We start from the raw sequence: 22,403 nt of genomic DNA on the forward strand, positions 1-22,403 counted from the left end.
TGCTCACAGAGAATGCAGAAATTGGTGAGGTGCTGATGGCGTGATGGCGAACGGTCGAGCCGGGATCGGACAAACCCGATCAGTGGGTGCCGCTTGAAAGCGCGTTGACCTGTCTGGGATCCGATCAGCGGACTACATCAGGGCCAGCGGCATGAACGCGCCGCAATCAAAGGCCGTATACATGCCTGCACCCGACCAATCTGCCGGAAACACCAAACTGCCCCTTGCCACGCGGAGGCCGTCCATACATGCGGCGCTGAGGGAACCAAGTGAGCCCTGACGTGTTGAAATGCCGGATCGAAACGCTGGAGACCATCATGCAGGTGCTTCTTCGCCTTTGGGCAACGACCTTGATTATCGGGTGCGGTGTCTTTGCCGGCTCCGCCTATGCCTCGCTCGAAACCGGCACGGACTATTCCGCGCTTCCGAAGGACCAGATCGCGCTCAACGAATATACCGGAACGGCCGCCTGTCAGCCGGCAGAGCCGCACTATCTGCCGTCCTTCATCCGCACGGCGGACGGCACGATCATCGGTGTCGGCTATGTCGAGGTGGAGAATGAAAGCGGCGCGGGCTGCTGAGAATCCGATCTGTTCGGACGAGGCTCGCCGGCGTTTCCGGTGACGAGCCTCTGACCATCATCATGATGGCTGCGTGTTTTCTATCGAAACAGCTGTCCCGGGCGCAACGCCCTTTGCGCCAGAACCCGGCACCTGCTCGATCCAGGGTTAAGTGAAAATTAAACAATGCATCGTTCCGGCACGCCTTGCCGAACAAATCGAAAAACAGCCGGACGTTCCTGCCGTGTTAATGCAGCAGCTTCAGCTTCGCTTCTTCGGCCGCCGCCAGGAACTCGGCCCTTGCCTCTTCGACGCTCTTGCGCCCGTCGAGTGCCGCCCGGCAGGTACTGCGCGCCTTGATATAATGCAGTCCGCGCGCACTCGGCCAGAGATCCGCCAGACATTTCAGCGCATCGAACGGCCCGTTGACGGTTTTGAGGTCAGCGCCTTCGAAACCGACCTTGACCGGGTCGTTCCATTTTTCAGTTGCCATCGATGCTCCTCCGGGGTTTCGACAGAACCAAGTGTGCTGCGCCATCCTGTCCTCAGGGGGCCGCCGCCATGATAGCCATTCTAGCGAGAATTTTGCGGTCAACAATGGTGAATCGTTTGTTGCCGATGAGGCGAAATGCCAGCGTTTGTAAGACGGGTGGAGTCGCGTCCCGCCGTAAGAGGATTTTTGGATGGTCGAAGATAAGTTGTATGGCGTTTGCGCGCTACTACCGCTACCGTGCTCGAGAAAGCCGAGGGCTCGACATGGGTTTCGATGGAAAATGGATCTGGGCTGCGTTTCTGTGCGGTGCGCTGGCAATGCCTGCCCTTGCCGGTGGCGCAGAGACGTCCTCAGAAGAGGCTTTCCTAATCCGCATTTCTACCGAGGTCATTCCAACAATGCAGCGGGAGTATCTGCGGGCCGCCCTACGTCGGTATCTTGAGGCCGGGGTGATAGATCTTGCTGCCTACGCTTGGTCGGAGAACTTTGAGCGATGGTATATTGAAGGCACGTTCGATGGAACAACTGCATGGCCCCACACACCAATTCCAGGCGAAGAGTTAGTAACCGGAGAAATGTTCGAGCTGTGGCAGTTTTCGCCGTTCGTACCCTATTATCTTGAGGTAACCGACATTCCCGATTGCACTGGCATGCAGTCCGCTTCGTGCGGACGGCTGCCCCTCAGCCTAACCCTCTCACGGTAAAAGCGGCGAGGGGACGTGCCCGGCGAGAGGCCTGCGAGGACGGAGAGGTTGCGACATAACCCTTCGCCCCGTTTTCGGGGGGTGCGAAGGACGGTTCGAGACCCGTGGACAGGCCCCGGTCAGTGGCGGCAGCCAGATGAGGGGCTTGTCGAGTGCGGGAGAAATGATGTCGGATCAGAAAACTGGTGCTGCCGAGTGGGATTGAACCACCGACCTCACCCTTACCAAGGGTGTGCTCTACCACTGAGCTACGGCAGCAGGACCAGGACCCGTGCGAGCCGGGCGGCTCAAATCGCGGGAACGGGGCGGCTATTGCCACAGCTTGACGGCAAGCGCAAGCAACAAATTCCAACTTCGCGTGGATTGCGATGCGGGGGACTTTTGGATCGGCGCGAATTCGGCTAATCCTGTCACATGAACGACAAGACCGAAACCGGCCAGCAGAGCCGCAAACAGGCGATCGAGGCACAGGCGAAACTGCGCCGCGAGCGCGCGGCCGAAAAGCTCAGGGAAAATCTCAGCCGACGCAAACAGCAGGTGCGCGCCCGCCGCTCTGGCCAGGCCGACGAAACAAATGGGCTGCCCGCCGCAAAAATGGACGAATCGTAATGTTCCGTCCAGCACGAATTGAAGCTCCGCAAGAAATCCCCTAAACACCCACTCCTTCTTTCAAGTCAGAACTTTCAGGAAAGGCGGGCGCGGCCCGTAGGCGCACATGGATCGTATCAGAATCGTCGGCGGTAATGAGCTGAATGGCATCATTCCGATTTCCGGCGCCAAGAATGCCGCACTGCCGCTGATGATCGCCTCGCTGCTGACCAGCGATACGCTGACGCTGGAAAACGTGCCGCATCTGGCCGATGTCGAACTTCTGATGCGCATCCTCGGCAATCACGGAGTCGACGTCGCCGTCAACGGCCGACGCGAGCGCCAGGAGGATTCCTACGCCCGCACGATCCATTTCACCTGCCGCACCATCGTCGATACCACCGCTTCCTATGAACTGGTCTCGAAGATGCGCGCCTCCTTCTGGGTCATCGGCCCGCTGCTGGCCCGCGAGGGCCATTGCCGCGTGTCGCTGCCGGGCGGCTGCGCCATCGGCACACGCCCCGTCGACCTCTTCATCGAAGGCCTGACGGCGCTCGGCGCCACCATGGAGATCGATGCCGGTTACATCAACGCCAAGGCCCCGGATGGCGGCCTGATCGGCGCGCGCTATACCTTCCCGAAGGTTTCGGTCGGCGCCACCCATGTGATGATGATGGCGGCAACGCTTGCCCGCGGCACCACGGTTATCGGCAATGCCGCCCGCGAGCCCGAAGTCGTCGACCTCGCCAACTGCCTGAACGCCATGGGCGCCAAGATCTCCGGCGCCGGCACGGCGACCATCACCATCGAGGGCGTCACCTCGCTCTCCGGCGCCCGTCATCGCGTCCTGCCGGATCGCATCGAGACCGGCACCTATGCCATGGCCGTCGCCATGGCCGGCGGCGACGTCGTGCTCGAAAATACCGATGTGGCGCTGCTCGAGACGGCGCTGGAGACGCTCCGCCGCGCCGGCGCCGATATTTCCGCGACCAATAATGGCATGCGCATCAAGCGCAATGGCGCCGGCATCAAGCCGGTCGATATCGTCACCGATCCTTTCCCGGGCTTCCCCACCGATCTGCAGGCGCAGTTCATGGCGCTGATGACCCGCTCCTCCGGCATCTCGCACGTCACCGAGACCATCTTCGAAAACCGCTTCATGCACGTGCAGGAGCTTGCCCGCCTCGGCGCCAGGATCACGCTCTCCGGCCAGACGGCGAAGATCGAAGGTGTCCAGCGGCTGCGCGGCGCGCCCGTCATGGCGACCGATCTGCGCGCTTCCGTTTCGCTCGTCATCGCCGGCCTTGCCGCCGAGGGCGAAACCACGGTCTCCCGCGTCTATCACCTCGATCGCGGTTTCGAGCGGCTCGAGGAGAAGCTGACCCGTTGCGGCGCCGTCGTCCAGCGCATCAGCGAGTAGGCCTCGTTCATCCCCGGTTGCGTAATCGGCCACAGCATCCTATTTCCCTTGTCTGACGCATCGCCATTCCGGCGGTGCCTGCTGGGATATGACCGAATGACCGATCTGAAGCTTGTTGCGCTCGATGATGAGGATCTTGCCATCATCTCCGCGCATATGCAGGACAGCGTCTTCAAGGTCGGTGACATCGACTGGTCGCCGCGCGAGGCGCAATTCGCCCTTGCCGCCAATCGTTTCGTCTGGGAAGGTGCCGGGCGCAAGCGCAGGGGTTTCGAGCGCCGCCGGGCTGCGCTGGTCTTTAAGCGCGTGCTGGCCGTCCGCTCGCTCGGCATCGACCGCGGAAAACGGGACGAGGTGCTGTCGCTCCTGGCGCTGCGCTTCGAGAAGAAGGGCGAGGGGCCGGATGGCACGGTCGAGCTGGCGCTGTCGGGCACGGCCTCGATTGCCCTCGATGTCGAATGCATCGAGGCGCAGCTCGCCGATATCGGCGGCGCCTGGGAGGCGGCTTCCAGGCCGCGCCATCCCTGACGCGCCAGACGTTTGAATGTTGCGGTTTCGAGTTGAGAAGGAATATCGGCCTTGGCAATCTGGCTGGATCAGGCATCGGAAGGTTTCGAGCAGCGTTTCGCCGCTTTCCTGACGACGAAGCGCGAAGTCTCCGAGGATGTGAACGCGGTGGCGCGCGCCATCATCGATGACGTCAGGGCACGCGGCGATGTGGCGCTTGCCGAATATTCGCTGAAATTCGACGGCATCGATTTCGCCACCGTCCCGATGCGCGTCACGCCCGAAGAGATCGATGCCGCCATCGAGGCGGTGCCGTCGGAAGTGCTGGGGGCGCTGAAGCTCGCAGCGCTGCGCATCGAAAGCCATCATCGCCGGCAGCTGCCGAAGGACGATATCTACGAGGATGATCTCGGCGTCCGTCTCGGCTCGCGCTGGACGGCGATCGAGGCGGTCGGGCTCTACGTCCCGGGCGGCACCGCGAGCTATCCGAGCTCGGTGCTGATGAATGCCGTGCCGGCCAAGGTCGCCGGCGTCGACCGTATCGTCATCGCCGTTCCCGCCACCGGCGGCGCCGTCAATCCGGCGGTGCTCGCCGCCGCCAGGCTTGCCGGTGTGAGCGAGATCTACCGCGTCGGCGGCGCCCAGGCGATCGCCGCTCTCGCCTATGGAACCGAGACGATCGCCCCGGTCGCCAAGATCACCGGCCCCGGCAACGCCTATGTCGCCGCCGCCAAGCGCCATGTCTTCGGCACCGTCGGCATCGATATGATCGCCGGCCCCTCCGAGGTGCTGGTGATTGCCGACGAGGACAACAATCCCGACTGGATTGCCGCCGATCTCCTGGCGCAGGCCGAGCACGATGCCAGCGCCCAGGCGATCCTGATCACCGACGATGCCGCATTCGGCAAGGCGGTGGAGCAGGCAGTCGAGAGCCAGCTGAAGACGCTGAACCGCGCGGAGACGGCGGCCGCCAGCTGGCGCGATTTCGGCGCGGTCATCCTGGTTGCCGACCTGAAACAGGCCATTCCGCTCGCCAACCGCATCGCCGCCGAACATCTCGAGCTTGCCGTCGCCGATCCGGACCGGCTGCTCGACGGCATCCGCAATGCCGGCGCGATCTTCCTCGGCGCCCATACGCCCGAGGTGATCGGCGATTATGTCGGCGGTTCGAACCATGTGCTGCCGACGGCGCGTTCGGCGCGCTTTTCCTCCGGTCTTTCGGTGCTCGATTTCGTCAAGCGCACCTCGATCCTGCGTCTTGGGCCGGGTGAGCTGCGCACGCTTGGGCCGGCGGCGATCGCGCTTGCGGTCTCCGAAGGTCTCGATGCCCATGCGCGATCCGTCGCGATCCGCCTCAACCTCGAAAGGTGAGGGCATGGCGGCGGGCGATTTCCGGCTTTGCGACGTCGTCCTGGACGATACGATCGGCCGTTCGACGCCCGATGTCGAGCATGAGCGCGCCGTCGCCATCTTCGATCTGATTGAGGAGAACAGTTTTGCGCCGATCGGCCATGCCGGCGGGCCCTATCGGCTGAACATCTCGCTGGTCGATTCGAAGCTGGTCTTCGCCATCACCACCGAAGATGGCGGCAATGTCGCCACCCATATCCTGTCGCTCACGCCCTTCCGGCGGATCGTCAAGGATTACTTCATGATCTGCGAGAGCTATTACGAAGCGATCCGTTCGGCGACGCCGAGCCGCATCGAGGCGATCGACATGGGCCGGCGCGGCATCCACAACGAGGGGTCGCAGACGCTGAAGGACAGGCTGAACGGCAAGATCGACATCGATTTCGACACCGCCCGGCGGCTGTTCACGCTGGTCTGCGTGCTCTACTGGCGCGGATGACGAAGATGGAGCTCGCCGCCGACGTTGGGGAGGGAAAGAGGCCGGGCGCCATCCTCTTCATGTGCGGGCTGAACGCCATCCGCTCGCCGATGGCGGAAATCATCGCCCGTAGCATTCTGCCGTCCAATATCTATATAAGGTCCGCCGGCGTTCGCGCCGGCGAGCGCGATCCCTTCGTCGATGTCGTGCTCGAGGAGATCGGGCTTTCGCTCGGGCGCCGCCAGCCGCAGACGCTGGAAGAACTCGAGGACGATTATTTCGATCTGATCATCACGCTGTCGCCGCAGGCCCACCACGCCGCACTCGAGCTGACGCGCTCGAATGCAATCGACGTCGTCTACTGGCCGACCATGGACCCGACGGTTGTCACCGGGACGCGCGAGCAGATTCTCGAGAGCTATCGCGAGGTCCGCAATCACCTCGCCGGCCTCATCGAAAGCCGGCTGCTCAAACGAAATGGCATTGCCGCGCAATCGGCTTGAAAACAAATGACGGAAAGCCCGATCAACAAGGTTCACAAACCCGCCTTGATTGTGTAGTTTCCGCCCAAATTTTAAAGGCGCGCGCTGCGCTGCCTCTTCAACCCACAGGAAGAAAACCGCTATATGCCGAAAGAAGAAGTCCTCGAATTCCCGGGAATCGTCACCGAACTTCTGCCGAATGCGACGTTTCGCGTGAAGCTCGAAAACGAACACGAGATCATCGCCCATACCGCCGGCCGCATGCGCAAGAATCGCATCCGCGTTCTCGCCGGCGACAAGGTGCTTGTGGAAATGACGCCCTACGATCTGACCAAGGGCCGCATCACCTACCGTTTCAAGTAAGCTTGCCCAAGGTCCTGCAAGGGTTTTTCTCCCGTCTGCCGATGGTCGAGGTTCCATGACGCTGAAATATAAGCTCATTCTCGCCTCGGGCTCGCCTCGTCGCGTCGACCTGCTCAACCAGGCAGGCATCGAGCCCTCGCGCCTGATGCCGATGGATATCGACGAGACGCCGAAGAAGTCGGAGCATCCGCGTTCGCTCGCCCGAAGGCTTTCGGCCGAGAAGGCGCAAGCCGCCCTTGCCGCCATTAAGGGCGATGTCATCTGGAAGGGCAGTTATATCCTCTCAGCCGATACGGTTGTCGCCGTCGGCCGGCGCATCCTTGGCAAGGCCGAGTTCGCCGATGAGGCGCTGAACTCGCTGCATCTTTTGTCGGGGCGCAACCATCTCGTCTATACCGGCGTTTGCTTGGTGACGCCGGATCGCAAGATCCGCCAGAAGATCGTCGAGACCAAGGTGCGCTTCAAGCGGCTGTCCGGCTTCGAGATCGAGAACTACCTGGCCTCCGGCCAGTGGCGCGGCAAGGCGGGCGCCTACGGCATCCAGGGGCTTGCCGGCACCTTCGTGCAGAAGATGGTGGGCTCCTACACCAATGTCGTCGGCCTGCCGCTTTATGAAACCATTGTGCTTCTGACCGGCGAAGGCTTCGATGTGCATAGCCGGTGGCCCGAGGCCTGAGCCCGCGGCCGACGCCATAGGACGGACCGATCATGCCCGATGACAACAAAGCCGCCGCCAAGGTCGAACCGCTGCGCAAGACGCGCCCCTGCCCCGAATGCGGCAAGCCGTCGAATCGCGAACATTATCCCTTCTGCTCCAACCGCTGCCGCGAGGTCGATCTTTCCCGCTGGCTGACCGGCTCCTATGCCATTCCGGTTGCCGATGACGAGACGAAGGCCGATTATCCCGACGAGGAAAACTAGGGAAATCCGCCAGCGAAGCTCTTATTTTTCCTCATGAATCGGCAAATTCGGCAAGACCGTCAAAAAAGAGTCATTTGACGCTTGCCATGAGCGAACAAGATGCTATAACCCCGCTCGCTTCCGGGGCGAACCAAGGCCCCGCGGTTCTTTTCGCGAAGAACTCTTGAGAAGCGGGTTAGCCCAGGTAGCTCAGTTGGTAGAGCAGCGGATTGAAAATCCGCGTGTCACTGGTTCGATTCCGGTCCTGGGCACCACTCAATCCTCTATAACTGATCTCCCATGAAAAGTATCGGATAGGCCGGCCAACAGACCGTCTGTTCAGAGCTTCGTGCCGCCCTTTCGTTGTCTTCGCCAGCATTTCGCTCAGCGTCGCCGCCGAGAGCCTGGATTCGGCCAAGAGCTTCTTGAGCTTCTGGTTCTCTTCCTCCAGAACTCCACATCTAATCCTTTTCGCATGGAGGCCGGCATTTCCGGACTGCGGGGATTGCCACCGATAGAAGCTCGGTTCGCTGATACCGTGCTCGTGGCAAACCGCTACCGTCACGCCGGCCTGATATTTCATTGGCCGACCGGTTCCGTCACCGCTTTAATGACGTCAGACGCCATCTTGAATTCCTTGTCGCGGCTGGTGATGCCGTGGCGTCGCGCGATCCAGGCAAAATCCGTGTAGGCGACGCGAACCGACCCATCCCTCGTTTTGTAGACGAGAACGCGGACCGGCCAATCGAGGCCGGCTGTGGGATTGGCAGTGATGAATGTCGTTCCGAGTGCCGGATTGCCGAACAGAATCAACCGTGAAGGCAGGACCTTGTTGCCAGCGGCCGTACCGAGAGCCGCTTGATCAATATCATCGAACAGCATGATGCCCTTCTCCGCGACATTGGCCTTGATCTTACTGACAGTCTCGTCAACCGAGTAACGGCTTTTCAGAACAACGACCCCGTCGCGCGCACCTGCCTGGGCGACTGAGGCGGGCGTTGCTGCGATTGCGGCTGCCAATGAAAGCATTGCGGTGAAGAATAGGTTGATCACTCTTTGCATGTCATTCTCTCCTTTGGTTGGGTAGATTTTTGGGCGTAGTCGTCAGGTCGGGGCGGAACATCGTTCCCTCCGCTTCGATAGGCTGGGCTTATGATTCTGGCGCGCTCAGCGACCCTCCGAGGAAGATTGCCGTGCCGAGTGCGGTGCTCAGGACGAGCACGCAGGCGTTCCAGCCAAGATGGTCATAGACCTGTCCGAGAGCGAGGCTGCCGATCATGCCGCCGGTATAGTAGGATGCCAGGTAGATGCCGCTGGCACCGGCCTTGTCGCTCATCGCACGCCGGCCGATGATGCTTGTGGCAATCGCCTGCGCCAGGAAAGTGCCTATTGCCACCAGCGTCAATCCGCCGAGGATGATTGGCAAATTTGTGCTGAGAAGCGCCACGAGGCCGAGGACGGCCATTGCCAGGGTCAAGACGATTGCCGCTTTCGAGCCGACATGGCTTGCGAGCTTCCCGGCAAACGGCGTGGTCACGATCGAAGGGAGAAAGACAAGGTAGACAAGGCCGAGCGCCATCGGCGCCACGCCCAGCGCGACGATCTGGAAGTTCACATAGGTATAGGTGCCGATGAACACGAACAGGATCAGGAAACCGATCGCGAAGACGCGGCGCAGGTCCGGATCGGCAAGGTGAACGCTCCAGATGTGCCTGGTCAGGCTGCCTCGGCTGTTCATGCGCATCATGCTCGCGGTTTTTTTGAGCGTGAACCAGACCAGGGCGGCGCCGAGGAGATTGAGTCCGGCGAATATCAGAAAGTTCAGCGAAAGGCCGCCGACGCCGGCAATAGCGGCAGACAGCATACGGCCAAAGAGATTGCTCGCGACATTGCCGGTCACATAGGCTGCCAGGGCCCCTGCGGTCTTCCCGGAGGAAAAATGTTCAGACAGGTAGGCTGCCGTGAGCGTAAAGGCGGTCGACATGCATAGTCCCTGAAGCACCCGTAACGCTGCGAAGACGATAATGTTGTCGGTAAATGCCAGCAGCGTCGTCGGGATGGACAGAAGGGCGAGACTGATCCAGATGCCGTTGCGCCGGTCGACATCACCGCCAAAAAAAGCCACGAGCAGACCGGCGACTGCCATGCCGAATGTGCTGGCATTGACGGCAAAGCCCATCGTCGCGCGGCTCACCTGGAATCTCTCCACCAGCGAAGGCAACACCGCCTGTGCCGCGAAGAGGTCGACAAGGGTCAGGAAGGCAATAAGGGCGATCAGTCCAAATCGCCAACTGTCCGCACGAAGTGTCTTATCTGGATGAATGGATGCGAGCGGCTGTTCGATATCGGTCATTGCTGGGTTCCCCGAAGCGCGGCGATTTCGGCAATGGCCGAAAGCGCCGCAGAGTAGCTCAATGGTCTGAGTCACCGGACGTATCAGCGATCACATCGCTGACACGTCGTGCATTTCCGGGCTCAAAATATCGGAGGAATAAAGCACGGCCGGAACCTTGCCGTTGTTCTTCCACCAATGGGAGAGGTGGCCGAACTCGCCGGCAACCTCGCCCGCCTTGTGCAGGATCGGCACCTTACAGGTGCTGCGGTACTCGGTGATCGAGCCTGAGACGATCAGGATGTTGGCCGGACGCATCTCATGCGAATGCCAGGGAACGACGCCGCCCGGCTGCACGATGAGCTTTCGCATGCGCAGCATGCTGCCCTTCCAGGCATCACCCTTGGAGGAAAGATCGATTGTTTCGAGGACGCTGTCGGTGACGCCCTTCGGCATCATCGGGCCAGGCTTCATGCCGTCTTCGGCAACCTGATCGGCTGGGCAGTCACCGGCCAAGGCAGATGAGGCGTGCAGGCAGGAGGCGAACGTCAGCGCGTTAAAGGCGAGCATAGCCAAAGAGACTCGGCTGGTTTTGAATGAAGGCATCATCGGTGGTTCTCCTTGTTGGGCTCGGCAAGATCGGTGTCGAGCATGTGTGGAGAGTGGCGGAGCGCCGATCCAAAGAGAAATGCCAGATGCTTTTGATTTCGATAGCCGTGGGCTATTGCCGATTGCCAAACAAGGACCAAAAGCCCGGCGAATTGCCAGGCGATGTTCGGCAGGGTCAGTCCGATAGGGTCGTTAATGCGGTCTGGTTGGCGGGGAAGCCCAGCCATAGGATTTCACGGCGCCGACAAAGACGGAAACCGCCGGCGAAAAGCGACGGCCGGCGACAGTCACGAGACAGACTTCCCGGCTGACCTCCGGCTCCGCGACGGGTCGCACCTGCAGGCCGGGAATGACGGCGCTGTATTCAGGGATGAAGCAAATGCCCAAGCCGCCGGCTACAAGGTTCTGGATCCAGTCTTCGCGTTCGCTGGAATAGGAAACGAGCGTCTTGACACCTTGCGCATCGCAAAGATCCGAGAGGTAGTCCCAATATTCGCAGTTGACGCGACGCAGATAGACTTCGCCGTCGATCGCCGCGATGGGAATGGCGTCGTATTGGCTGAGCCTGTGGCCGGCAGGGAAGGCGAGCATGAACCTCTCGTGGAAGAGGGAGGTCACGTCGAACCGCTCCGGAAAATTCGTTGCAGTCGACATCAGCGCCACATCGATTTCGCCGGTCTCCAACAGATCGGACAGTCTCGTGGGCACGCCTTCGATCAGTTGCAGCTGGATACCCTTGTGACGCATGTTGAAGTCGGTCAGGAGACCGGTGAACCGCCGCGGCCCGATCGTACACATGATCCCGACCTTGAGATTAGCTTCGCTCAGACATAGAAATCGCGAGGCCTCCGTCCGAACGCCCATGAGCTCATCCTGAATCTGCTGGAACCGTGGCCGGAGCAGATTGCCGAGATCGGTGATATGAGTGAGATTGCGCTCTCGACGGAACAGCAGGCCACCGACCTCGTCCTCAAGCTGCTGTATGGCGCGGCTGAGGGCCGGTTGAGTAACATTGCACTTTTCGGCCGCACGCGTGAAATTGCGTGTTTCGCAGACGGCCAGGAAATAACGTATATGATGAATATCCATCGCTGCCCCCGGGGTGAACGCGATCTTTACTATGCTGCAAATCTCTACCGCGGCGGCATTCTCATCCAATGCCATGGATTTATCAATTCCATACCACACCGGCATTTCTAAAGTGAGCGCCGATACTCCACTGTGACTGCCATGACGCCAGAAAGTGTCGTCGATCGCAGTGGAGAGCGCATATGTTGAACGCCTTTGATCCCGAAATTGATAGTCTCGTCGGCCGCAAGCCCCTGGAGGGGCGCAGCGCCATCGTCACCGGTTCCACCAGCGGGATTGGTCTTGGCATTGCGCACGCACTTGCTCGCTCAGGTGCGGCCGTGATGTTGAACGGTTTTGGTGACCCAGCCGAGATCGAGACGCTGCGCGCCGGCATCGCCGGCGACAACGACGTCGATGTCGCCTATGACGCGGCTGACATGGCCAAACCGGAGGCCATTCGGATGATGGTCGAGAGGGCGGTCGCGCGGTTTGGCCAGGTCGACATCGTCGTCAACAATGCCGGCATCCAGCACGTTTCGCCGATCGGCAAATTTCCGCCGGAAAAGTGGGACGCCATCCTCGCCATCAATCTCTCCGCCGCTTTTCATCTGGTGCAGTCGACATTCGACGGCATGTGCGCCAGAGGTTACGGCCGGATCATCAATGTCGCCTCGGCTCATGGATTGATCGCATCGCCGTTCAAGTCCGCCTATGTGGCGGCCAAGCATGGCATCGTCGGCTTCACAAAGACGATCGCGCTCGAAGGTGCGGAATTCGGCGTCACATCCAATGCGATCTGCCCCGGCTATGTCTGGACGCCGCTTGTCGAACACCAGATCGAAGATCAGGCGAAGTCGCATAAGATCGCCCGAGATGCGGTGATCCGCGATGTTTTCCTGAAGGATCAACCGACCAAGCGTTTTGCCACCATCGAAGAAATGGGTGCGCTCGCGGTGTTTCTCTGCGGCGACCTTGCCGGATCGATCACCGGGACCGCTATTCCGGTCGACGGCGGCTGGACCGCGCACTGACCAATCATTCGAACCAAGGGGAGGCAATCGTGAACAAGCACATAGGAAGACAGTCTGGAATGCAGCCCGAATTTTCCGTTGCCGGGCGTGAACCACGGATGATCAATCTCGCGTTACAGGGCGGGGGCGCGCATGGCGCCTTCACCTGGGGCGTGCTCGATCGGCTGCTGGATGAGCCCAGCCTTTCTTTTGAAGGCATCGTGGCGACGAGCGCCGGCGCGATGAATGCTGCCGTGATGGCTTACGGCCTTGCCGCGGGCGGACGAAGCGGGGCGCAAAGCGCGCTCTCCAATTTTTGGCGCCGCGTCAGCCATGCGGCCGCATCGGGACCTTTGCAGCCGACTTTGCTCGACCGTCTTACTGGTTCGAAATCGCTGGAGTTCTCCCCGGCATTTATCATGTTCGACCTGGTCACCCGGCTGATGTCGCCCTACCAGTTCAACCCATTCAACTTCAATCCCCTGCGCAAGGTGCTGGAACAATCGATCGATCTCGACGCCATCCGAATGGCGCGCTGCCCCGTCAAACTCAGCATTTGTGCCACCAATGTGAGGACCGGCAAGGTGAAGGTCTTCGGCAATGACGAGCTCTCCATCGATGCGGTTATGGCGTCCGCCTGCCTGCCTTTCCTGTTCCAGGCGGTGGAAATCGATGGGGAAGCCTATTGGGACGGTGGCTATATGGGAAATCCCGCAATATTCCCGCTGATCTATGGCTGCGATACGCCCGATGTCCTCGTGGTCCATATCAACCCGATCGAAAGAGCCGACGTGCCGCGCACCGCAGGCGAAATTCTCAACCGCATCAACGAGATCAGCTTCAACTCGTCGCTGCTGAGGGAGATGCGCGCGGTGGCTTTCGTGACGCAGCTTATCGACGCCCAGATGACGCCGCCCCCCAATCTCAAGCGTGTTTTCGTGCACGGTATTTCCGACGACGACACGATGAAGAATCTCAGCGCGTCGAGCAAGCTGAACGCAGACTGGGGAGCGCTCGTGGATCTGAGGGATCGCGGCCGTGAATGCGCCGAACACTGGCTGGTCGCCAACTACGACGACATCGGCAAACGATCGACGGTGGACATCCGCGAACGCTATCTTTGATCCTCGACAATTCTCAACTCCCGGCAGTTGCCTCCTGCCCCTTGAGCCCTCGTCTTTTCCAACGGGGGCTCTTTTTTTGGATGGGATCGACTGCCGAAGCATAGAGACGGCGTATCGAAACCATGCGGAGACAGCATTTCAGACGGAAGCAGACTTCTGGGAAAGTGAGTTGGTCAAGCCGATGGCGGTTTGACCCACCAACCAGGAGACTTCTCATGAGTGCTTCACGTTTTCTTATCAGCTCGGCTATTGCTGCTGCCGCCTCCATGAGCGCCGCCAGCGCCTTTGCCGGCCCGGCTGCCAAGCCGGATTTCTCATTCGAAAAATGCTTTGGCGTCGTCAAGGCCGGCCTCAACGACTGCCAGACCGCCAGCCATTCCTGCGCTGGCACGGCGACGGCCGATAACGCGAAGGATTCGTGGATTTATATTCCGGCCGGCACCTGCAGCAAGATTACCGGCGGCAGCACCGAACCCAAGGCCTGACCCCTCTCAAGCTCTCAACTGCACATCCGAAAGGAGCAACCGATGTCCAAGATATTTCCGAGCAATCCGGTACCGAACGCTGCGGGCATCGGCCTTCGCTCCCAGCATATCGGCGAAATGCTGTCCCGCCGCCCATCGGCGGGGTGGCTCGAAGTCCATGCGGAAAATTATATGGGCGGCTCGGCGGCCGTCGATGCGCTTGAGCGGCTGCGGGAAAGCTATCCCCTGTCGATCCACGGTGTCGGCCTGTCGCTCGGCAGCAGCTCCGGTCTTGATCGCGATCACTTGGAACGTATGCGCAAGCTCTGCCTGCGTTTCCAGCCAAGCCTTGTTTCCGAACACCTTGCTTGGAGCGTTGCCGATGGCGCCTATCTGAATGACCTTCTGCCGCTGCGCTATGATGCGCAGGCACTGGCCATCGTCGCCACCAATGTCTTGCGGCTTCAGGATACGCTTCAGCGGCGCGTCTTTATTGAAAACCTCTCGGCCTATATCGCCTTCGAGGGCTCAACGATGACCGAGGCGGAATTTCTCGCCGAACTCGTCCGGCTCACCGGTTGCGGTCTGCTCCTCGACGTTAACAACGTTTATGTATCGGCATGCAATCTCGGCTTCGACGCCAAAGCCTTCATTGATCAGCTCCCGGCGCATGCCGTCGGCGAAATTCACCTCGCCGGCCATGCGGTTAACGAGGTTGAGGGCGATATCGTGCTGATCGACGACCATGGCTCCCGCGTTCCGCCGGCCGTCTGGTCACTCTATGCCTATGCGATCCGGAAAATCGGACATCGCCCCACGCTCATCGAATGGGATACCGATGTCCCCGCCCTGGACGTGCTGCTCGGCGAAGCCATGTGGGCCGATCTGCTCGGCCAATCGATCGCCTTCGAAGATCGAATGCTGGCCGCAAGGCCAGCGTCTCAGACGAGCCGGTTCGAAGCCATGGTGCTGCCGTTGCAGCCCGCCAGCACGAAGGGACCAATGCCGGCACTTGCCGCGCTGGCGACGATCAAGCCGTCCGTATTTGCCAATCATCCAAGGGCGAGGAGGAGCGGCCATGCTTTCTGATTGCGCCCTGCAGTCGCGGATTGCCCAGGCCGTTCTGCACGGCGATCGTAGCGACGTTGCTCCGGTGTTGGCCAAGGCCGCCTTCGATCCGCTGCGCCGGTTCAACATCTACCGCAACAACACGTTCGCCTCGCTGACGGCGACCTTGATCGCGGTTTTCCCGGTCACGGTGCAGCTCTTAAGCGAAAACTACTTTCGTTACGTTGCCGGTCTCTTCATACGCAGCAATCCGCCACAGGAGGCGCGGCTCGTTCGCTATGGTGGCAATTTCCCCCGCTTTCTGGCCGGGTTCGAAGGCATTCGTTCGATGCCCTTCATCGCCGAAACTGCCCGGCTGGAATGGATGATTGCCGAAGCGCTTGACGCGCCGGCATTGCCGGGCTGCATCTTGGAGCAGCTTGCAGACGGCGAAGCCGACACGGTTCCACAACTCTTTCTTCAGCCGTCGCTGCGTCTGCTCGTCTGTCGCTGGCCGGCACTGGAGATCTGGTCGGCGCATCAGCCGGGCGGACAGATCGGGATGCTGACGGGATTGTGCCGCCGACCTGAGCGCATCGCTTTATGGCGAACCAACGAAAGCGTGCGTTTTCTGCGCCTCGAAGCTCGGCATTTCGCATTCCTGCATGCACTGAAGAAGCGTGCAAGTCTGGAGGCGACAGTCGACCGCATCCTTTTGCGAACGCCTGATTTCGATCTCGCGACTGCCTTGAGCGGCTTGTTCGCCGAAGGCCTCGTAGCTCGCATCCGCCACATCGAACTCGCAACCAATTGAAGGATGGAAATCATGACAATGATGAACCCTGCCGCAGCGGGCCGCAAAGCCGGGATCGCCGGACTCTACGTCTCCGCGTTGGAGCGATTGAACATCCTGCCGCTCTCGCTTGTCCAACTCGTCTCCCGCCTGGCCGTCGCTCATGTCTTCTGGCAGTCATCGCAGAGCAAGCTTGCCTCCTGGCCGGCGACGGTGCAGTTGTTCACGCTTGAATACAGGCTGCCCGTCATCGATCCCGGCTTGGCCGCTGGGCTCGCGACGACGGCTGAGCTGAGCGGCTCCATATTGATTTTTCTCGGCCTGTTCTCGCGCCTTGCCACCCTGATGTTGCTTGGCGTGATTTCGGCGATCCAGTTCCTCGTCTATCCCCAGAACTGGCCCGATCATTTGCTCTGGACCGCGCCGCTGTTGTTGATCCTGACGCGCGGAGCCGGTGTTGTTTCGCTCGACTATGTCGCCAGCCGCCTGTTTCTGAGGGAGCGCTGAGACATGCGTATCACGGTAGAGGAGGCCGATAGCGGTTCGCCTGCGATCAATCGGAATGCTTTCAAGGCAACAATTCGCCGTCAGAAGGTGGTCATCCTCGGGGCCGGATTTGGCGGTCTTGCCGCGGCTATGGGACTCCGCCATGCGGATGTCGATGTGACGGTCATTGACCGGCGCAACTACCATCTTTTCCAGCCTTTGCTCTACCAGGTGGCGACAGCCGGGCTTTCTCCGGCGCAAATTGCCATGCCGATCCGCCGCATCCTCTCGCGACAAGCCAATGTCACCGTTCTGATGGAGCGCGTCGAAGGGATCGACAAGGAGGCCCGGATCGTCCAGACGGCCAACCGCCGCATTGCTTACGACTATCTGATCATCGCGACAGGCGCCAGGCACGCATATTTCGGCAATGATGAATGGGCGGAGACAGCACCCGGATTGAAGACGATCGCCGATGCCACCGAAATCCGCGCCCGTATTCTGTCGGCCTTCGAACGCGCCGAGGCTGCCGAAGATCAGGCCGACCGCGAGCGCTTGCTCACATTCGTCGTCGTCGGCGGCGGCCCGACCGGCGTTGAGCTGGCAGGCGCCATTGCCGAACTGGCGAAAAAAGTCATCGTTCGCGATTTTCGACGCATCGACTCGTCCTCCGCGCGCGTTGTCCTGGTCGAAGCCGGTGGAGTCGTCCTGCCCGCCATGCCGCCGAAACTGTCAGAGAAAGCCCGGCGGCACTTGGAGATGCTTGGCGTCGAGGTACTTCTTAAGGCGGCGGTGACGCGCTGCGATGTTCAAGGTGTCACACTTGCCGATGGGCGGGAAATTCAATCATCCTGTGTGCTGTGGGCGGCCGGCGTCATGGCTTCCAAAGCAGCGAAATGGTTAGCCGTGCCTGCCGATCGCGCAGGCCGCGTCCATGTCGACCGAAATCTTAATCCGCCAGGCAACGATGACATCTTCGTAATTGGCGACACCGCGGCGGTGACGGATGAAAGCGGCCGGGCAGTTCCGGGTGTCGCGCCGGCCGCCAAGCAGATGGGCGAGCACACAGCACGCGCTATTCTCGCCAATATTGACGGTCGGGCCGTCGGGCCGTTCCGCTACCGTGATTTTGGCCGTCTGGCGACGATCGGGCGCAAGGCGGCGGTTGCCGACTTCGGGCGAATCCGGCTGTCGGGTTTGGGTGCCTGGCTGGTGTGGAATATCGCGCATCTTTGGTTTCTTGTCGGTTTCCGCAATCGCGCCGCGGTCTTCGTGGATTGGGCCCTGGCCTACGTTCGCTATGATCGCAGTGCCCGTCTGATTACCGATCGCCATGAACGCTAGGGCTTTCCCACGGGTTAAAATGGGACGCGCAGTCACCGCGTTGCTGTTGCTTGCAGTGTTGTCCACGGCAGCGCTTGTCCATCTGGTCTGGTATCGCACGGCCACCCAGAATGTCGAAACGGTTGTCGCCAGCCTCGACGCCCAAAGCACCGCCGCCGTCCGCAATGCGCTGACCTCAAATCTGGCGCTGGTATCCAGCAGCGCGGAAATCGTCAGATCGGTTTTTTTTCAGGGCGCGGTCCGGCCAGACGACGAAGTCAAGCGTGAGTTCCTGTTCCTGTCGCTGCTGCGCGAGCAGCCGGCGATCGCCTGGATCGGGTTCGGCTTCCCGGATGGCCGTTTCTTTGGCTCGCACGCGATGCCGGACGGTGAGATCGAAATGGTGGAGATTGGCGCAGCGGCGCCGGGAAAGCCGCGCCCGTTGCGCCGTGATCTCTATAAGCCAATACCCGGTGATATCTTCTTCGAGAACCGCCTGAAGTCCGAAAGCGTCTATGTCTCGGAGGGTTCGCCGTGGTATCGGCGCGGCAGCATGAGTACGGAAGCGGCCTGGACTGTCGTCAGCATTTTGCCCAATGGCTTCGAGCCGGCGATTGTGGTTTCCAAAAGGGTTGAAGCCTTCAAACATTTCGAAGGCGTCGTGATGGTGGCGGTCAGTCTGAATCGGCTGTCGGCCACGCTTTCCGCACTCAAAGTTCCGAAAGGCAGCAAGGCCTTCCTCCTCGCCAGAGACGATATGGTATTGGCGACATCAGAACCATCCGATGGTGGCGTGGCGGCTCATCTCAAGGATTTCCCTCCATCCGATGCACTGGCTGCAGCGGTCGCCACCGCGGCGACTCGCGACCAGGTCGACAGCTTCCGGACGCAGGTCGACAGCAAACTCCTCGGTCCGGTCTTCGTGTCGTCGGGTAAGTTGCCGTTCGAAGATTGGCGGCTGGTCACCGCGATACCGCGAGCGACCTTTGCCGGCGATATCGATGCCAATACCGAGCGCGTGATCTTCATCATCGGCGCCATCGCATTGCTCGCAGCAGTGACTGCGATCCTGTTTGCCAGGACGCTCTTCACTCGACCACTGTCTCGCCTTGCCGGGCAACTGCACCTGATCGAGAGGTTCGAACTCGAGGCCGTTGAGCACCGGCCGGCGCTGCTGGCCGAACTCGACGATTTCTCGTTCGCGCTGAAACGCATGTCGAGTGGCCTTTCCGCCTTTGCACGCTTTATGCCGATCGAGGTCGTTCGTCCGCTTGTCGATGGCGGCATCGAGCCTCGTCCGGGCGGTGAACTGAGGGAAATAACCGTCCTGTTTGCCGATTTACCCGGCTTCACGGAGCTGACCGAAGAGCTCGGCAGCGGCGTCGAGCCGAGCCTGACCCGCTTCCTGACCTCGTCGATCGCCGCCATTCATGCCGAAGGCGGTACGGTCGACAAGTTCATCGGCGATGCGGTGATGGCAATCTGGAATGCGCCAAATGACGAACCCGATCACGCATTGCGTGCGTGTCGTGCCGCAGCCGCAATCCGTGACGCCATGCACGCCATGCCTCCCATCGCGTCGAAGCACGATGCCATTCGCGTGCGTATCGGCATCAATAGCGGCGTGGCGCTTGTCGGCAATATTGGCTCAGCAGAAAGGCTGAGCTACACGGCGATCGGCGACGTCGTCAATCTCGCGAGCCGGCTCGTCGGTGCCGCGAAGGAAAAGGGCGTGGAGATCGCGCTGAGCGACGAAACGTTCCTCAGGACGCGAGGCCATATCCATGCAAGATTGCTGGGAGCAGTAGACATTCGAGGAAAGACTGCGCCAGTATGCGTGCATACGATCGATCCAAGCGGGAGCAGGTAGCGCGACATGGCTATTGATTGCCTCCTCCTGACAAGTCTCGTTTGGCTGCAGATCAAGCATTTCGTGGCCGATTACGTGCTGCAGCCTGCCTGGATGATAGGAGGCAAAGGCGATTTCAGGAAACCGGGGGGATATGTCCACGCAGGCATTCACGCGGCCGCCACTCTGCCAATCCTGTCGTTATCAATGCCATTCCCGATGTGGAGTGTCGCTGTTGCGGCCGGCGAGTTTCTGGTTCATTTCCTAATCGATCATCTCAAAGCCGTTCACGGTCGCCGTCATCCTTGCGCAGTGAATGCGCGTTCATTCTGGATACTGCATGGTAGCGATCAGCTCGCGCATCACCTGACGTATTCGATGATTTTGACCGTGGTAGCCTGGCAAAATTATCTCAATGTTTGAAAAATGCAGGCGACCGGGGCAGACGACCGCGAGGTCATGCGGTCGGCCTGGGTTTACAGGTCCGGACCAGAAACCACCCACCTCTCAAGCTCGCCTGAAACGCAGGGCGATGGGAATGAGGCAGAGGCGTTCTTAAAGGTGGCCGCGGTGTTCTCTGCAATGCCGGGTGCAGATCTTGCCTTTTCTCCCGTCCCTGCTCGGGAGGCCGAGCCTCCCGCTCCATGGGTCGAGCTCTCGGGTTCTCCTGCCCGTGCGGTCGTCGAGTAGGGCAGCCAAAAGCCCCTTTGTTCAGAGGTTAGTGCCGCCCTTTCGTTGTCTTCGCCAGCATTTCGCTCAGCGTTGCCGCCGAGAGCATGGATTCGGCCAAAAGCTTCTTCAGCTTCTGGTTCTCTTCCTCCAGGGCTCTAATCCTTTTCGCATGGAGGCCGGCATTTCCGGACTGCAGGGATTGCCACCGATAGAAGGTCGGTTCGCTGATGCCGTGCTTGTGGCAAACATCCGCCACCGTCACGCCGGCTTGGTGTTCCTTCAGGATGCCCGAAATCTGGTCGTCGTCATATTTTCGCTTGCCCATCACCGCTTCAATCCTCACGAAATGCTCTGTTGAAGCTGTCGAAAAGTGGTCTGACGGCATAGAACGCCACGCTGCTTTCGCCAGTTTCGATAAGCGTCTGGACAGGCATGCCGGCAACCAGTTCGACATCATTCATTTTCGCCAACCGCTCGTCCGTGACACGGATGGTCGCGGCAAAATAGGGTTGGCCGGTCTGCGTATCGATGAGACGGTCCGCCGAGACATAGTCGACCCGACCTTTCAGGAGTGGAACGCGCCGCTGATTGTAGGGGAGCAGGTGAACCTGAGCCTCCAGCCCCGCGCGGACGAGATTGATGTCTTCCGGCCTGACGTGGACAGACACGATCAGCCGATCGGAGCGTGGCAGAAGATCGACGAGCGGTTCGCCCGCGCCGATCACCCCGCCTGATGTGTGGACGCGCAGGTTCATGATGGTGCCATTCTCGGGAGCCCGGATATCGGTCCGCGAAAGCTGGTCGTCGATGGCCCGCAGGCGCTCGCGCATCTGCATGATCCGGCTTTCCGTATCGCGCATGCCTTGGGCGATTTCGCTCAGCCGGTCGCTCTCGAGCTTTGCGAGATCGGCCTGTGCTCCGCTGATCACCTGGTAGGCGCGAGAGATCTGCGCCGCGACTTCGCCCTGCTGGCCATCAAGATCTGCTTTTTCCCGCTGCAGGTTGAGAAGTCTGCTCTTCTTTTCCAGCCCCTTGGCGCTGAGGGCGGTAACCTGGTCCAGTTCCTGGCTCGAAATTGCGGCTCGGCCGGCCAGTGCCGCCTTCTGCGCCTCAAGTCCGACGATTTCCTGCCGCACCTGCGCAATTTTTTCGTTGGTGATCTGAATTTCCGCCTGCACGACCCGGCGACGGGCCTCGAAGATTTTCTGCTGCCCGGTCAGGATCGCGCTGACGGAAGGATATCTGTCCATGGCCGCCCTCAGATCTTCGGGATAGGTGACATGGTCGTCGCCCGCCTGCTCCGCGAGCAGGCGGGCGCGGTTTCCTTCGGCATCCCAAAGCTGCCCTTGAACACTGTCGCGCTCCGCGCGGAACTTCGTGTCTTCGAGTTCGATGACGATCTGCCCGGCCATGACGGTATCGCCGTTTTTGACGAGGATCCGTCGCACGATGCCGCCTTCCAGATGCTGAATGGTCTTGCGGCTGGACTCCGGTTCGATGACGCCCAACGCGACCGCCGCACTTTTCAGCGGCGCCAGAACCGACCAGAATCCCAGGCCGACGACGAAGAGCAGGATCAACAGGTTCCCCATCCAGACAACGCCCCTGAGCCCCGGCATGGGTGAAGCGGGGGCGGGGCCGCGCTGTTTCTGTTTGATCACAGGCGCATAGGCCGTCTCTTGCCTGGCTGTCGCTGATGATCGTCGAGCGAAGCGCTGGCCCGTTCTTGGCGAATTTGAAAGTCTCGCCGGCGTTGCGTCCAGTGAAACAAGGGTCAT

General features: G+C 60.6%; 27 protein-coding genes, 2 tRNA genes and 1 pseudogene. 21 read left to right on the top strand and 9 right to left on the bottom strand.

Translation table 11 applies throughout. From position 1 onward, the window contains the following. Positions 1 to 317: 317 nt before the first annotated feature. Complete coding sequence (locus J2J99_RS03030; protein WP_168295871.1) at positions 318 to 581, top strand: hypothetical protein; 264 nt, start codon at positions 318 to 320, stop codon at positions 579 to 581. 226 nt (positions 582 to 807) lie between these two features. Here the strand turns inward: J2J99_RS03030 and J2J99_RS03035 are convergent, their stop codons facing one another. Then, positions 808 to 1,053 carry a DUF982 domain-containing protein gene (locus tag J2J99_RS03035; RefSeq protein ID WP_168295872.1) on the bottom strand — a complete coding sequence of 82 codons (246 nt, stop codon included), beginning with the start codon at positions 1,051 to 1,053 and terminating at the stop codon, positions 808 to 810. A 263-nt stretch (positions 1,054 to 1,316) separates the two neighbouring features. On the opposite strand from J2J99_RS03035, the gene J2J99_RS03040 reads away from it, so the two are divergent. Continuing rightward, entirely contained in the window at positions 1,317 to 1,757 is a 441-nt protein-coding gene (locus J2J99_RS03040) for a hypothetical protein (RefSeq protein ID WP_168296021.1), read from the top strand. Positions 1,758 to 1,940: 183 nt separating this feature from the next. Here J2J99_RS03040 and J2J99_RS03045 read toward each other — a convergent pair. Beyond that, a tRNA-Thr gene (locus J2J99_RS03045) sits at positions 1,941 to 2,015 on the bottom strand. 156 nt (positions 2,016 to 2,171) lie between these two features. Between J2J99_RS03045 and J2J99_RS03050 the strand changes: the two genes are divergently transcribed. From J2J99_RS03050 to J2J99_RS03095, 10 genes are all read left to right on the top strand, one after another. Further along, the gene (locus J2J99_RS03050; protein ID WP_012482611.1) at positions 2,172 to 2,366 is read left to right on the top strand and encodes a hypothetical protein; all 195 of its coding nucleotides are present in this window, start codon (positions 2,172 to 2,174) and stop codon (positions 2,364 to 2,366) included. 106 nt (positions 2,367 to 2,472) lie between these two features. Further along, positions 2,473 to 3,765: a UDP-N-acetylglucosamine 1-carboxyvinyltransferase gene (murA, locus tag J2J99_RS03055; RefSeq protein ID WP_168295873.1), complete on the top strand. Its 1,293-nt coding sequence runs from the start codon at positions 2,473 to 2,475 to the stop codon at positions 3,763 to 3,765. Between the two features lie 96 nt (positions 3,766 to 3,861). Beyond that, positions 3,862 to 4,293, top strand: coding sequence for a DUF2948 family protein (locus J2J99_RS03060; RefSeq protein WP_168295874.1), 432 nt, complete (start codon positions 3,862 to 3,864; stop codon positions 4,291 to 4,293). Positions 4,294 to 4,344: 51 nt separating this feature from the next. Next, positions 4,345 to 5,643: a histidinol dehydrogenase gene (hisD, locus tag J2J99_RS03065; RefSeq protein ID WP_168295875.1), complete on the top strand. Its 1,299-nt coding sequence runs from the start codon at positions 4,345 to 4,347 to the stop codon at positions 5,641 to 5,643. Positions 5,644 to 5,647: 4 nt separating this feature from the next. Then, positions 5,648 to 6,121, top strand: a complete 474-nt coding sequence (locus J2J99_RS03070; RefSeq protein ID WP_168295876.1) for a UPF0262 family protein — start codon at positions 5,648 to 5,650, stop codon at positions 6,119 to 6,121. Further along, positions 6,118 to 6,603 (top strand): arsenate-mycothiol transferase ArsC, encoded by a 486-nt coding sequence (locus J2J99_RS03075; RefSeq protein WP_205918727.1) that lies wholly within the window; start codon positions 6,118 to 6,120, stop codon positions 6,601 to 6,603. The genes J2J99_RS03070 and J2J99_RS03075 overlap by 4 nt, the downstream gene beginning before the upstream one ends. A 123-nt stretch (positions 6,604 to 6,726) precedes the next feature. Further along, on the top strand, positions 6,727 to 6,945 hold the full coding sequence (gene infA / locus J2J99_RS03080) for a translation initiation factor IF-1 (protein WP_003545338.1): 219 nt from the start codon (positions 6,727 to 6,729) through the stop codon (positions 6,943 to 6,945). A gap of 55 nt (positions 6,946 to 7,000) precedes the next feature. Further along, entirely contained in the window at positions 7,001 to 7,621 is a 621-nt protein-coding gene (locus J2J99_RS03085) for a Maf-like protein (RefSeq protein ID WP_168295877.1), read from the top strand. Positions 7,622 to 7,653: 32 nt separating this feature from the next. Continuing rightward, on the top strand, positions 7,654 to 7,866 hold the full coding sequence (yacG, locus tag J2J99_RS03090; RefSeq protein WP_168295878.1) for a DNA gyrase inhibitor YacG: 213 nt from the start codon (positions 7,654 to 7,656) through the stop codon (positions 7,864 to 7,866). 178 nt (positions 7,867 to 8,044) lie between these two features. Beyond that, positions 8,045 to 8,120: transfer RNA gene (locus tag J2J99_RS03095), tRNA-Phe, on the top strand. Between the two features lie 197 nt (positions 8,121 to 8,317). Here the strand turns inward: J2J99_RS03095 and J2J99_RS34670 are convergent. From J2J99_RS34670 to J2J99_RS03120, 5 genes and pseudogenes are all read right to left on the bottom strand, one after another. Further along, positions 8,318 to 8,428 (bottom strand): annotated as a pseudogene (locus J2J99_RS34670) (hypothetical protein); the annotation flags it as partial. Then, positions 8,425 to 8,907 carry a DUF302 domain-containing protein gene (locus tag J2J99_RS03105; protein WP_168295879.1) on the bottom strand — a complete coding sequence of 161 codons (483 nt, stop codon included), beginning with the start codon at positions 8,905 to 8,907 and terminating at the stop codon, positions 8,425 to 8,427. The gene J2J99_RS03105 and the pseudogene J2J99_RS34670, both read right to left, overlap by 4 nt. 88 nt (positions 8,908 to 8,995) lie before the next feature. Beyond that, positions 8,996 to 10,198 carry an MFS transporter gene (locus J2J99_RS03110; protein WP_168295880.1) on the bottom strand — a complete coding sequence of 401 codons (1,203 nt, stop codon included), beginning with the start codon at positions 10,196 to 10,198 and terminating at the stop codon, positions 8,996 to 8,998. Positions 10,199 to 10,288: 90 nt separating this feature from the next. Continuing rightward, complete coding sequence (locus J2J99_RS03115) at positions 10,289 to 10,783, bottom strand: cupin domain-containing protein (protein WP_168296023.1); 495 nt, start codon at positions 10,781 to 10,783, stop codon at positions 10,289 to 10,291. A gap of 195 nt (positions 10,784 to 10,978) precedes the next feature. Next, complete coding sequence (locus tag J2J99_RS03120) at positions 10,979 to 11,875, bottom strand: LysR family transcriptional regulator (protein ID WP_168295881.1); 897 nt, start codon at positions 11,873 to 11,875, stop codon at positions 10,979 to 10,981. 182 nt (positions 11,876 to 12,057) lie between these two features. Between J2J99_RS03120 and J2J99_RS03125 the strand changes: the two genes are divergently transcribed. The 9 genes from J2J99_RS03125 (at position 12,058) to J2J99_RS03165 (ending at position 20,376) form a co-directional block, all read left to right on the top strand. Then, a complete protein-coding gene (locus tag J2J99_RS03125) occupies positions 12,058 to 12,888 on the top strand; it encodes a 3-hydroxybutyrate dehydrogenase (protein ID WP_168295882.1) in 831 nt (276 codons plus the stop codon). 59 nt (positions 12,889 to 12,947) lie between these two features. Then, positions 12,948 to 13,991, top strand: a complete 1,044-nt coding sequence (locus J2J99_RS03130; protein ID WP_168296024.1) for a patatin-like phospholipase family protein — start codon at positions 12,948 to 12,950, stop codon at positions 13,989 to 13,991. A gap of 215 nt (positions 13,992 to 14,206) precedes the next feature. Further along, positions 14,207 to 14,476 carry a BufA1 family periplasmic bufferin-type metallophore gene (locus tag J2J99_RS03135; protein WP_168295883.1) on the top strand — a complete coding sequence of 90 codons (270 nt, stop codon included), beginning with the start codon at positions 14,207 to 14,209 and terminating at the stop codon, positions 14,474 to 14,476. 42 nt (positions 14,477 to 14,518) lie between these two features. Beyond that, positions 14,519 to 15,544, top strand: a complete 1,026-nt coding sequence (bufB, locus tag J2J99_RS03140) for an MNIO family bufferin maturase (RefSeq protein ID WP_168295884.1) — start codon at positions 14,519 to 14,521, stop codon at positions 15,542 to 15,544. Further along, complete coding sequence (locus J2J99_RS03145; protein ID WP_168295885.1) at positions 15,534 to 16,316, top strand: HvfC/BufC family peptide modification chaperone; 783 nt, start codon at positions 15,534 to 15,536, stop codon at positions 16,314 to 16,316. The genes bufB and J2J99_RS03145 overlap by 11 nt, the downstream gene beginning before the upstream one ends. Before the next feature lie 12 nt (positions 16,317 to 16,328). Next, positions 16,329 to 16,802 carry a DoxX family protein gene (locus J2J99_RS03150; protein ID WP_168295886.1) on the top strand — a complete coding sequence of 158 codons (474 nt, stop codon included), beginning with the start codon at positions 16,329 to 16,331 and terminating at the stop codon, positions 16,800 to 16,802. A 3-nt stretch (positions 16,803 to 16,805) separates the two neighbouring features. Next, the gene (locus J2J99_RS03155) at positions 16,806 to 18,125 is read left to right on the top strand and encodes an NAD(P)/FAD-dependent oxidoreductase (RefSeq protein ID WP_168295887.1); all 1,320 of its coding nucleotides are present in this window, start codon (positions 16,806 to 16,808) and stop codon (positions 18,123 to 18,125) included. Continuing rightward, positions 18,115 to 19,974, top strand: a complete 1,860-nt coding sequence (locus tag J2J99_RS03160; RefSeq protein ID WP_168295888.1) for an adenylate/guanylate cyclase domain-containing protein — start codon at positions 18,115 to 18,117, stop codon at positions 19,972 to 19,974. Before J2J99_RS03155 ends, J2J99_RS03160 begins: the two co-directional genes overlap by 11 nt. 6 nt (positions 19,975 to 19,980) lie before the next feature. Next, positions 19,981 to 20,376, top strand: coding sequence for a DUF3307 domain-containing protein (locus J2J99_RS03165; protein WP_168295889.1), 396 nt, complete (start codon positions 19,981 to 19,983; stop codon positions 20,374 to 20,376). A gap of 295 nt (positions 20,377 to 20,671) precedes the next feature. Here the strand turns inward: J2J99_RS03165 and J2J99_RS03170 are convergent, their stop codons facing one another. Further along, positions 20,672 to 20,950 carry a transposase gene (locus tag J2J99_RS03170; protein ID WP_168295890.1) on the bottom strand — a complete coding sequence of 93 codons (279 nt, stop codon included), beginning with the start codon at positions 20,948 to 20,950 and terminating at the stop codon, positions 20,672 to 20,674. A 7-nt stretch (positions 20,951 to 20,957) separates the two neighbouring features. Next, a complete protein-coding gene (locus J2J99_RS03175; RefSeq protein ID WP_168295891.1) occupies positions 20,958 to 22,403 on the bottom strand; it encodes an HlyD family type I secretion periplasmic adaptor subunit in 1,446 nt (481 codons plus the stop codon).

Source organism: Rhizobium binae, from assembly GCF_017357225.1.
Taxonomy (GTDB): domain Bacteria; phylum Pseudomonadota; class Alphaproteobacteria; order Rhizobiales; family Rhizobiaceae; genus Rhizobium; species Rhizobium binae.

What these genes read in the sequence shown, in the direction of transcription:
- J2J99_RS03160 (WP_168295888.1), top strand. Translation starts at nt 18,115, where the DNA reads ATGAACGCTAGGGCTTTCCCACGGGTTAAAATGGGACGCGCAGTCACC.
- infA (WP_003545338.1), top strand. Translation starts at nt 6,727, where the DNA reads ATGCCGAAAGAAGAAGTCCTCGAATTCCCGGGAATCGTCACCGAACTT.
- J2J99_RS03120 (WP_168295881.1), bottom strand. Translation starts at nt 11,875, where the DNA reads ATGGATATTCATCATATACGTTATTTCCTGGCCGTCTGCGAAACACGC.
- J2J99_RS03165 (WP_168295889.1), top strand. Translation starts at nt 19,981, where the DNA reads ATGGCTATTGATTGCCTCCTCCTGACAAGTCTCGTTTGGCTGCAGATC.
- J2J99_RS03060 (WP_168295874.1), top strand. Translation starts at nt 3,862, where the DNA reads ATGACCGATCTGAAGCTTGTTGCGCTCGATGATGAGGATCTTGCCATC.
- J2J99_RS03110 (WP_168295880.1), bottom strand. Translation starts at nt 10,198, where the DNA reads ATGACCGATATCGAACAGCCGCTCGCATCCATTCATCCAGATAAGACA.
- J2J99_RS03135 (WP_168295883.1), top strand. Translation starts at nt 14,207, where the DNA reads ATGAGTGCTTCACGTTTTCTTATCAGCTCGGCTATTGCTGCTGCCGCC.
- J2J99_RS03070 (WP_168295876.1), top strand. Translation starts at nt 5,648, where the DNA reads ATGGCGGCGGGCGATTTCCGGCTTTGCGACGTCGTCCTGGACGATACG.
- J2J99_RS03125 (WP_168295882.1), top strand. Translation starts at nt 12,058, where the DNA reads ATGTTGAACGCCTTTGATCCCGAAATTGATAGTCTCGTCGGCCGCAAG.
- J2J99_RS03130 (WP_168296024.1), top strand. Translation starts at nt 12,948, where the DNA reads ATGCAGCCCGAATTTTCCGTTGCCGGGCGTGAACCACGGATGATCAAT.
- J2J99_RS03050 (WP_012482611.1), top strand. Translation starts at nt 2,172, where the DNA reads ATGAACGACAAGACCGAAACCGGCCAGCAGAGCCGCAAACAGGCGATC.
- J2J99_RS03175 (WP_168295891.1), bottom strand. Translation starts at nt 22,403, where the DNA reads ATGACCCTTGTTTCACTGGACGCAACGCCGGCGAGACTTTCAAATTCG.
- bufB (WP_168295884.1), top strand. Translation starts at nt 14,519, where the DNA reads ATGTCCAAGATATTTCCGAGCAATCCGGTACCGAACGCTGCGGGCATC.
- J2J99_RS03170 (WP_168295890.1), bottom strand. Translation starts at nt 20,950, where the DNA reads ATGGGCAAGCGAAAATATGACGACGACCAGATTTCGGGCATCCTGAAG.
- J2J99_RS03035 (WP_168295872.1), bottom strand. Translation starts at nt 1,053, where the DNA reads ATGGCAACTGAAAAATGGAACGACCCGGTCAAGGTCGGTTTCGAAGGC.
- J2J99_RS03155 (WP_168295887.1), top strand. Translation starts at nt 16,806, where the DNA reads ATGCGTATCACGGTAGAGGAGGCCGATAGCGGTTCGCCTGCGATCAAT.
- J2J99_RS03145 (WP_168295885.1), top strand. Translation starts at nt 15,534, where the DNA reads ATGCTTTCTGATTGCGCCCTGCAGTCGCGGATTGCCCAGGCCGTTCTG.
- murA (WP_168295873.1), top strand. Translation starts at nt 2,473, where the DNA reads ATGGATCGTATCAGAATCGTCGGCGGTAATGAGCTGAATGGCATCATT.
- J2J99_RS03115 (WP_168296023.1), bottom strand. Translation starts at nt 10,783, where the DNA reads ATGCCTTCATTCAAAACCAGCCGAGTCTCTTTGGCTATGCTCGCCTTT.
- J2J99_RS03150 (WP_168295886.1), top strand. Translation starts at nt 16,329, where the DNA reads ATGACAATGATGAACCCTGCCGCAGCGGGCCGCAAAGCCGGGATCGCC.
- J2J99_RS03040 (WP_168296021.1), top strand. Translation starts at nt 1,317, where the DNA reads ATGGGTTTCGATGGAAAATGGATCTGGGCTGCGTTTCTGTGCGGTGCG.
- J2J99_RS03105 (WP_168295879.1), bottom strand. Translation starts at nt 8,907, where the DNA reads ATGCAAAGAGTGATCAACCTATTCTTCACCGCAATGCTTTCATTGGCA.
- J2J99_RS03085 (WP_168295877.1), top strand. Translation starts at nt 7,001, where the DNA reads ATGACGCTGAAATATAAGCTCATTCTCGCCTCGGGCTCGCCTCGTCGC.
- yacG (WP_168295878.1), top strand. Translation starts at nt 7,654, where the DNA reads ATGCCCGATGACAACAAAGCCGCCGCCAAGGTCGAACCGCTGCGCAAG.
- J2J99_RS03075 (WP_205918727.1), top strand. Translation starts at nt 6,118, where the DNA reads ATGACGAAGATGGAGCTCGCCGCCGACGTTGGGGAGGGAAAGAGGCCG.
- J2J99_RS03030 (WP_168295871.1), top strand. Translation starts at nt 318, where the DNA reads ATGCAGGTGCTTCTTCGCCTTTGGGCAACGACCTTGATTATCGGGTGC.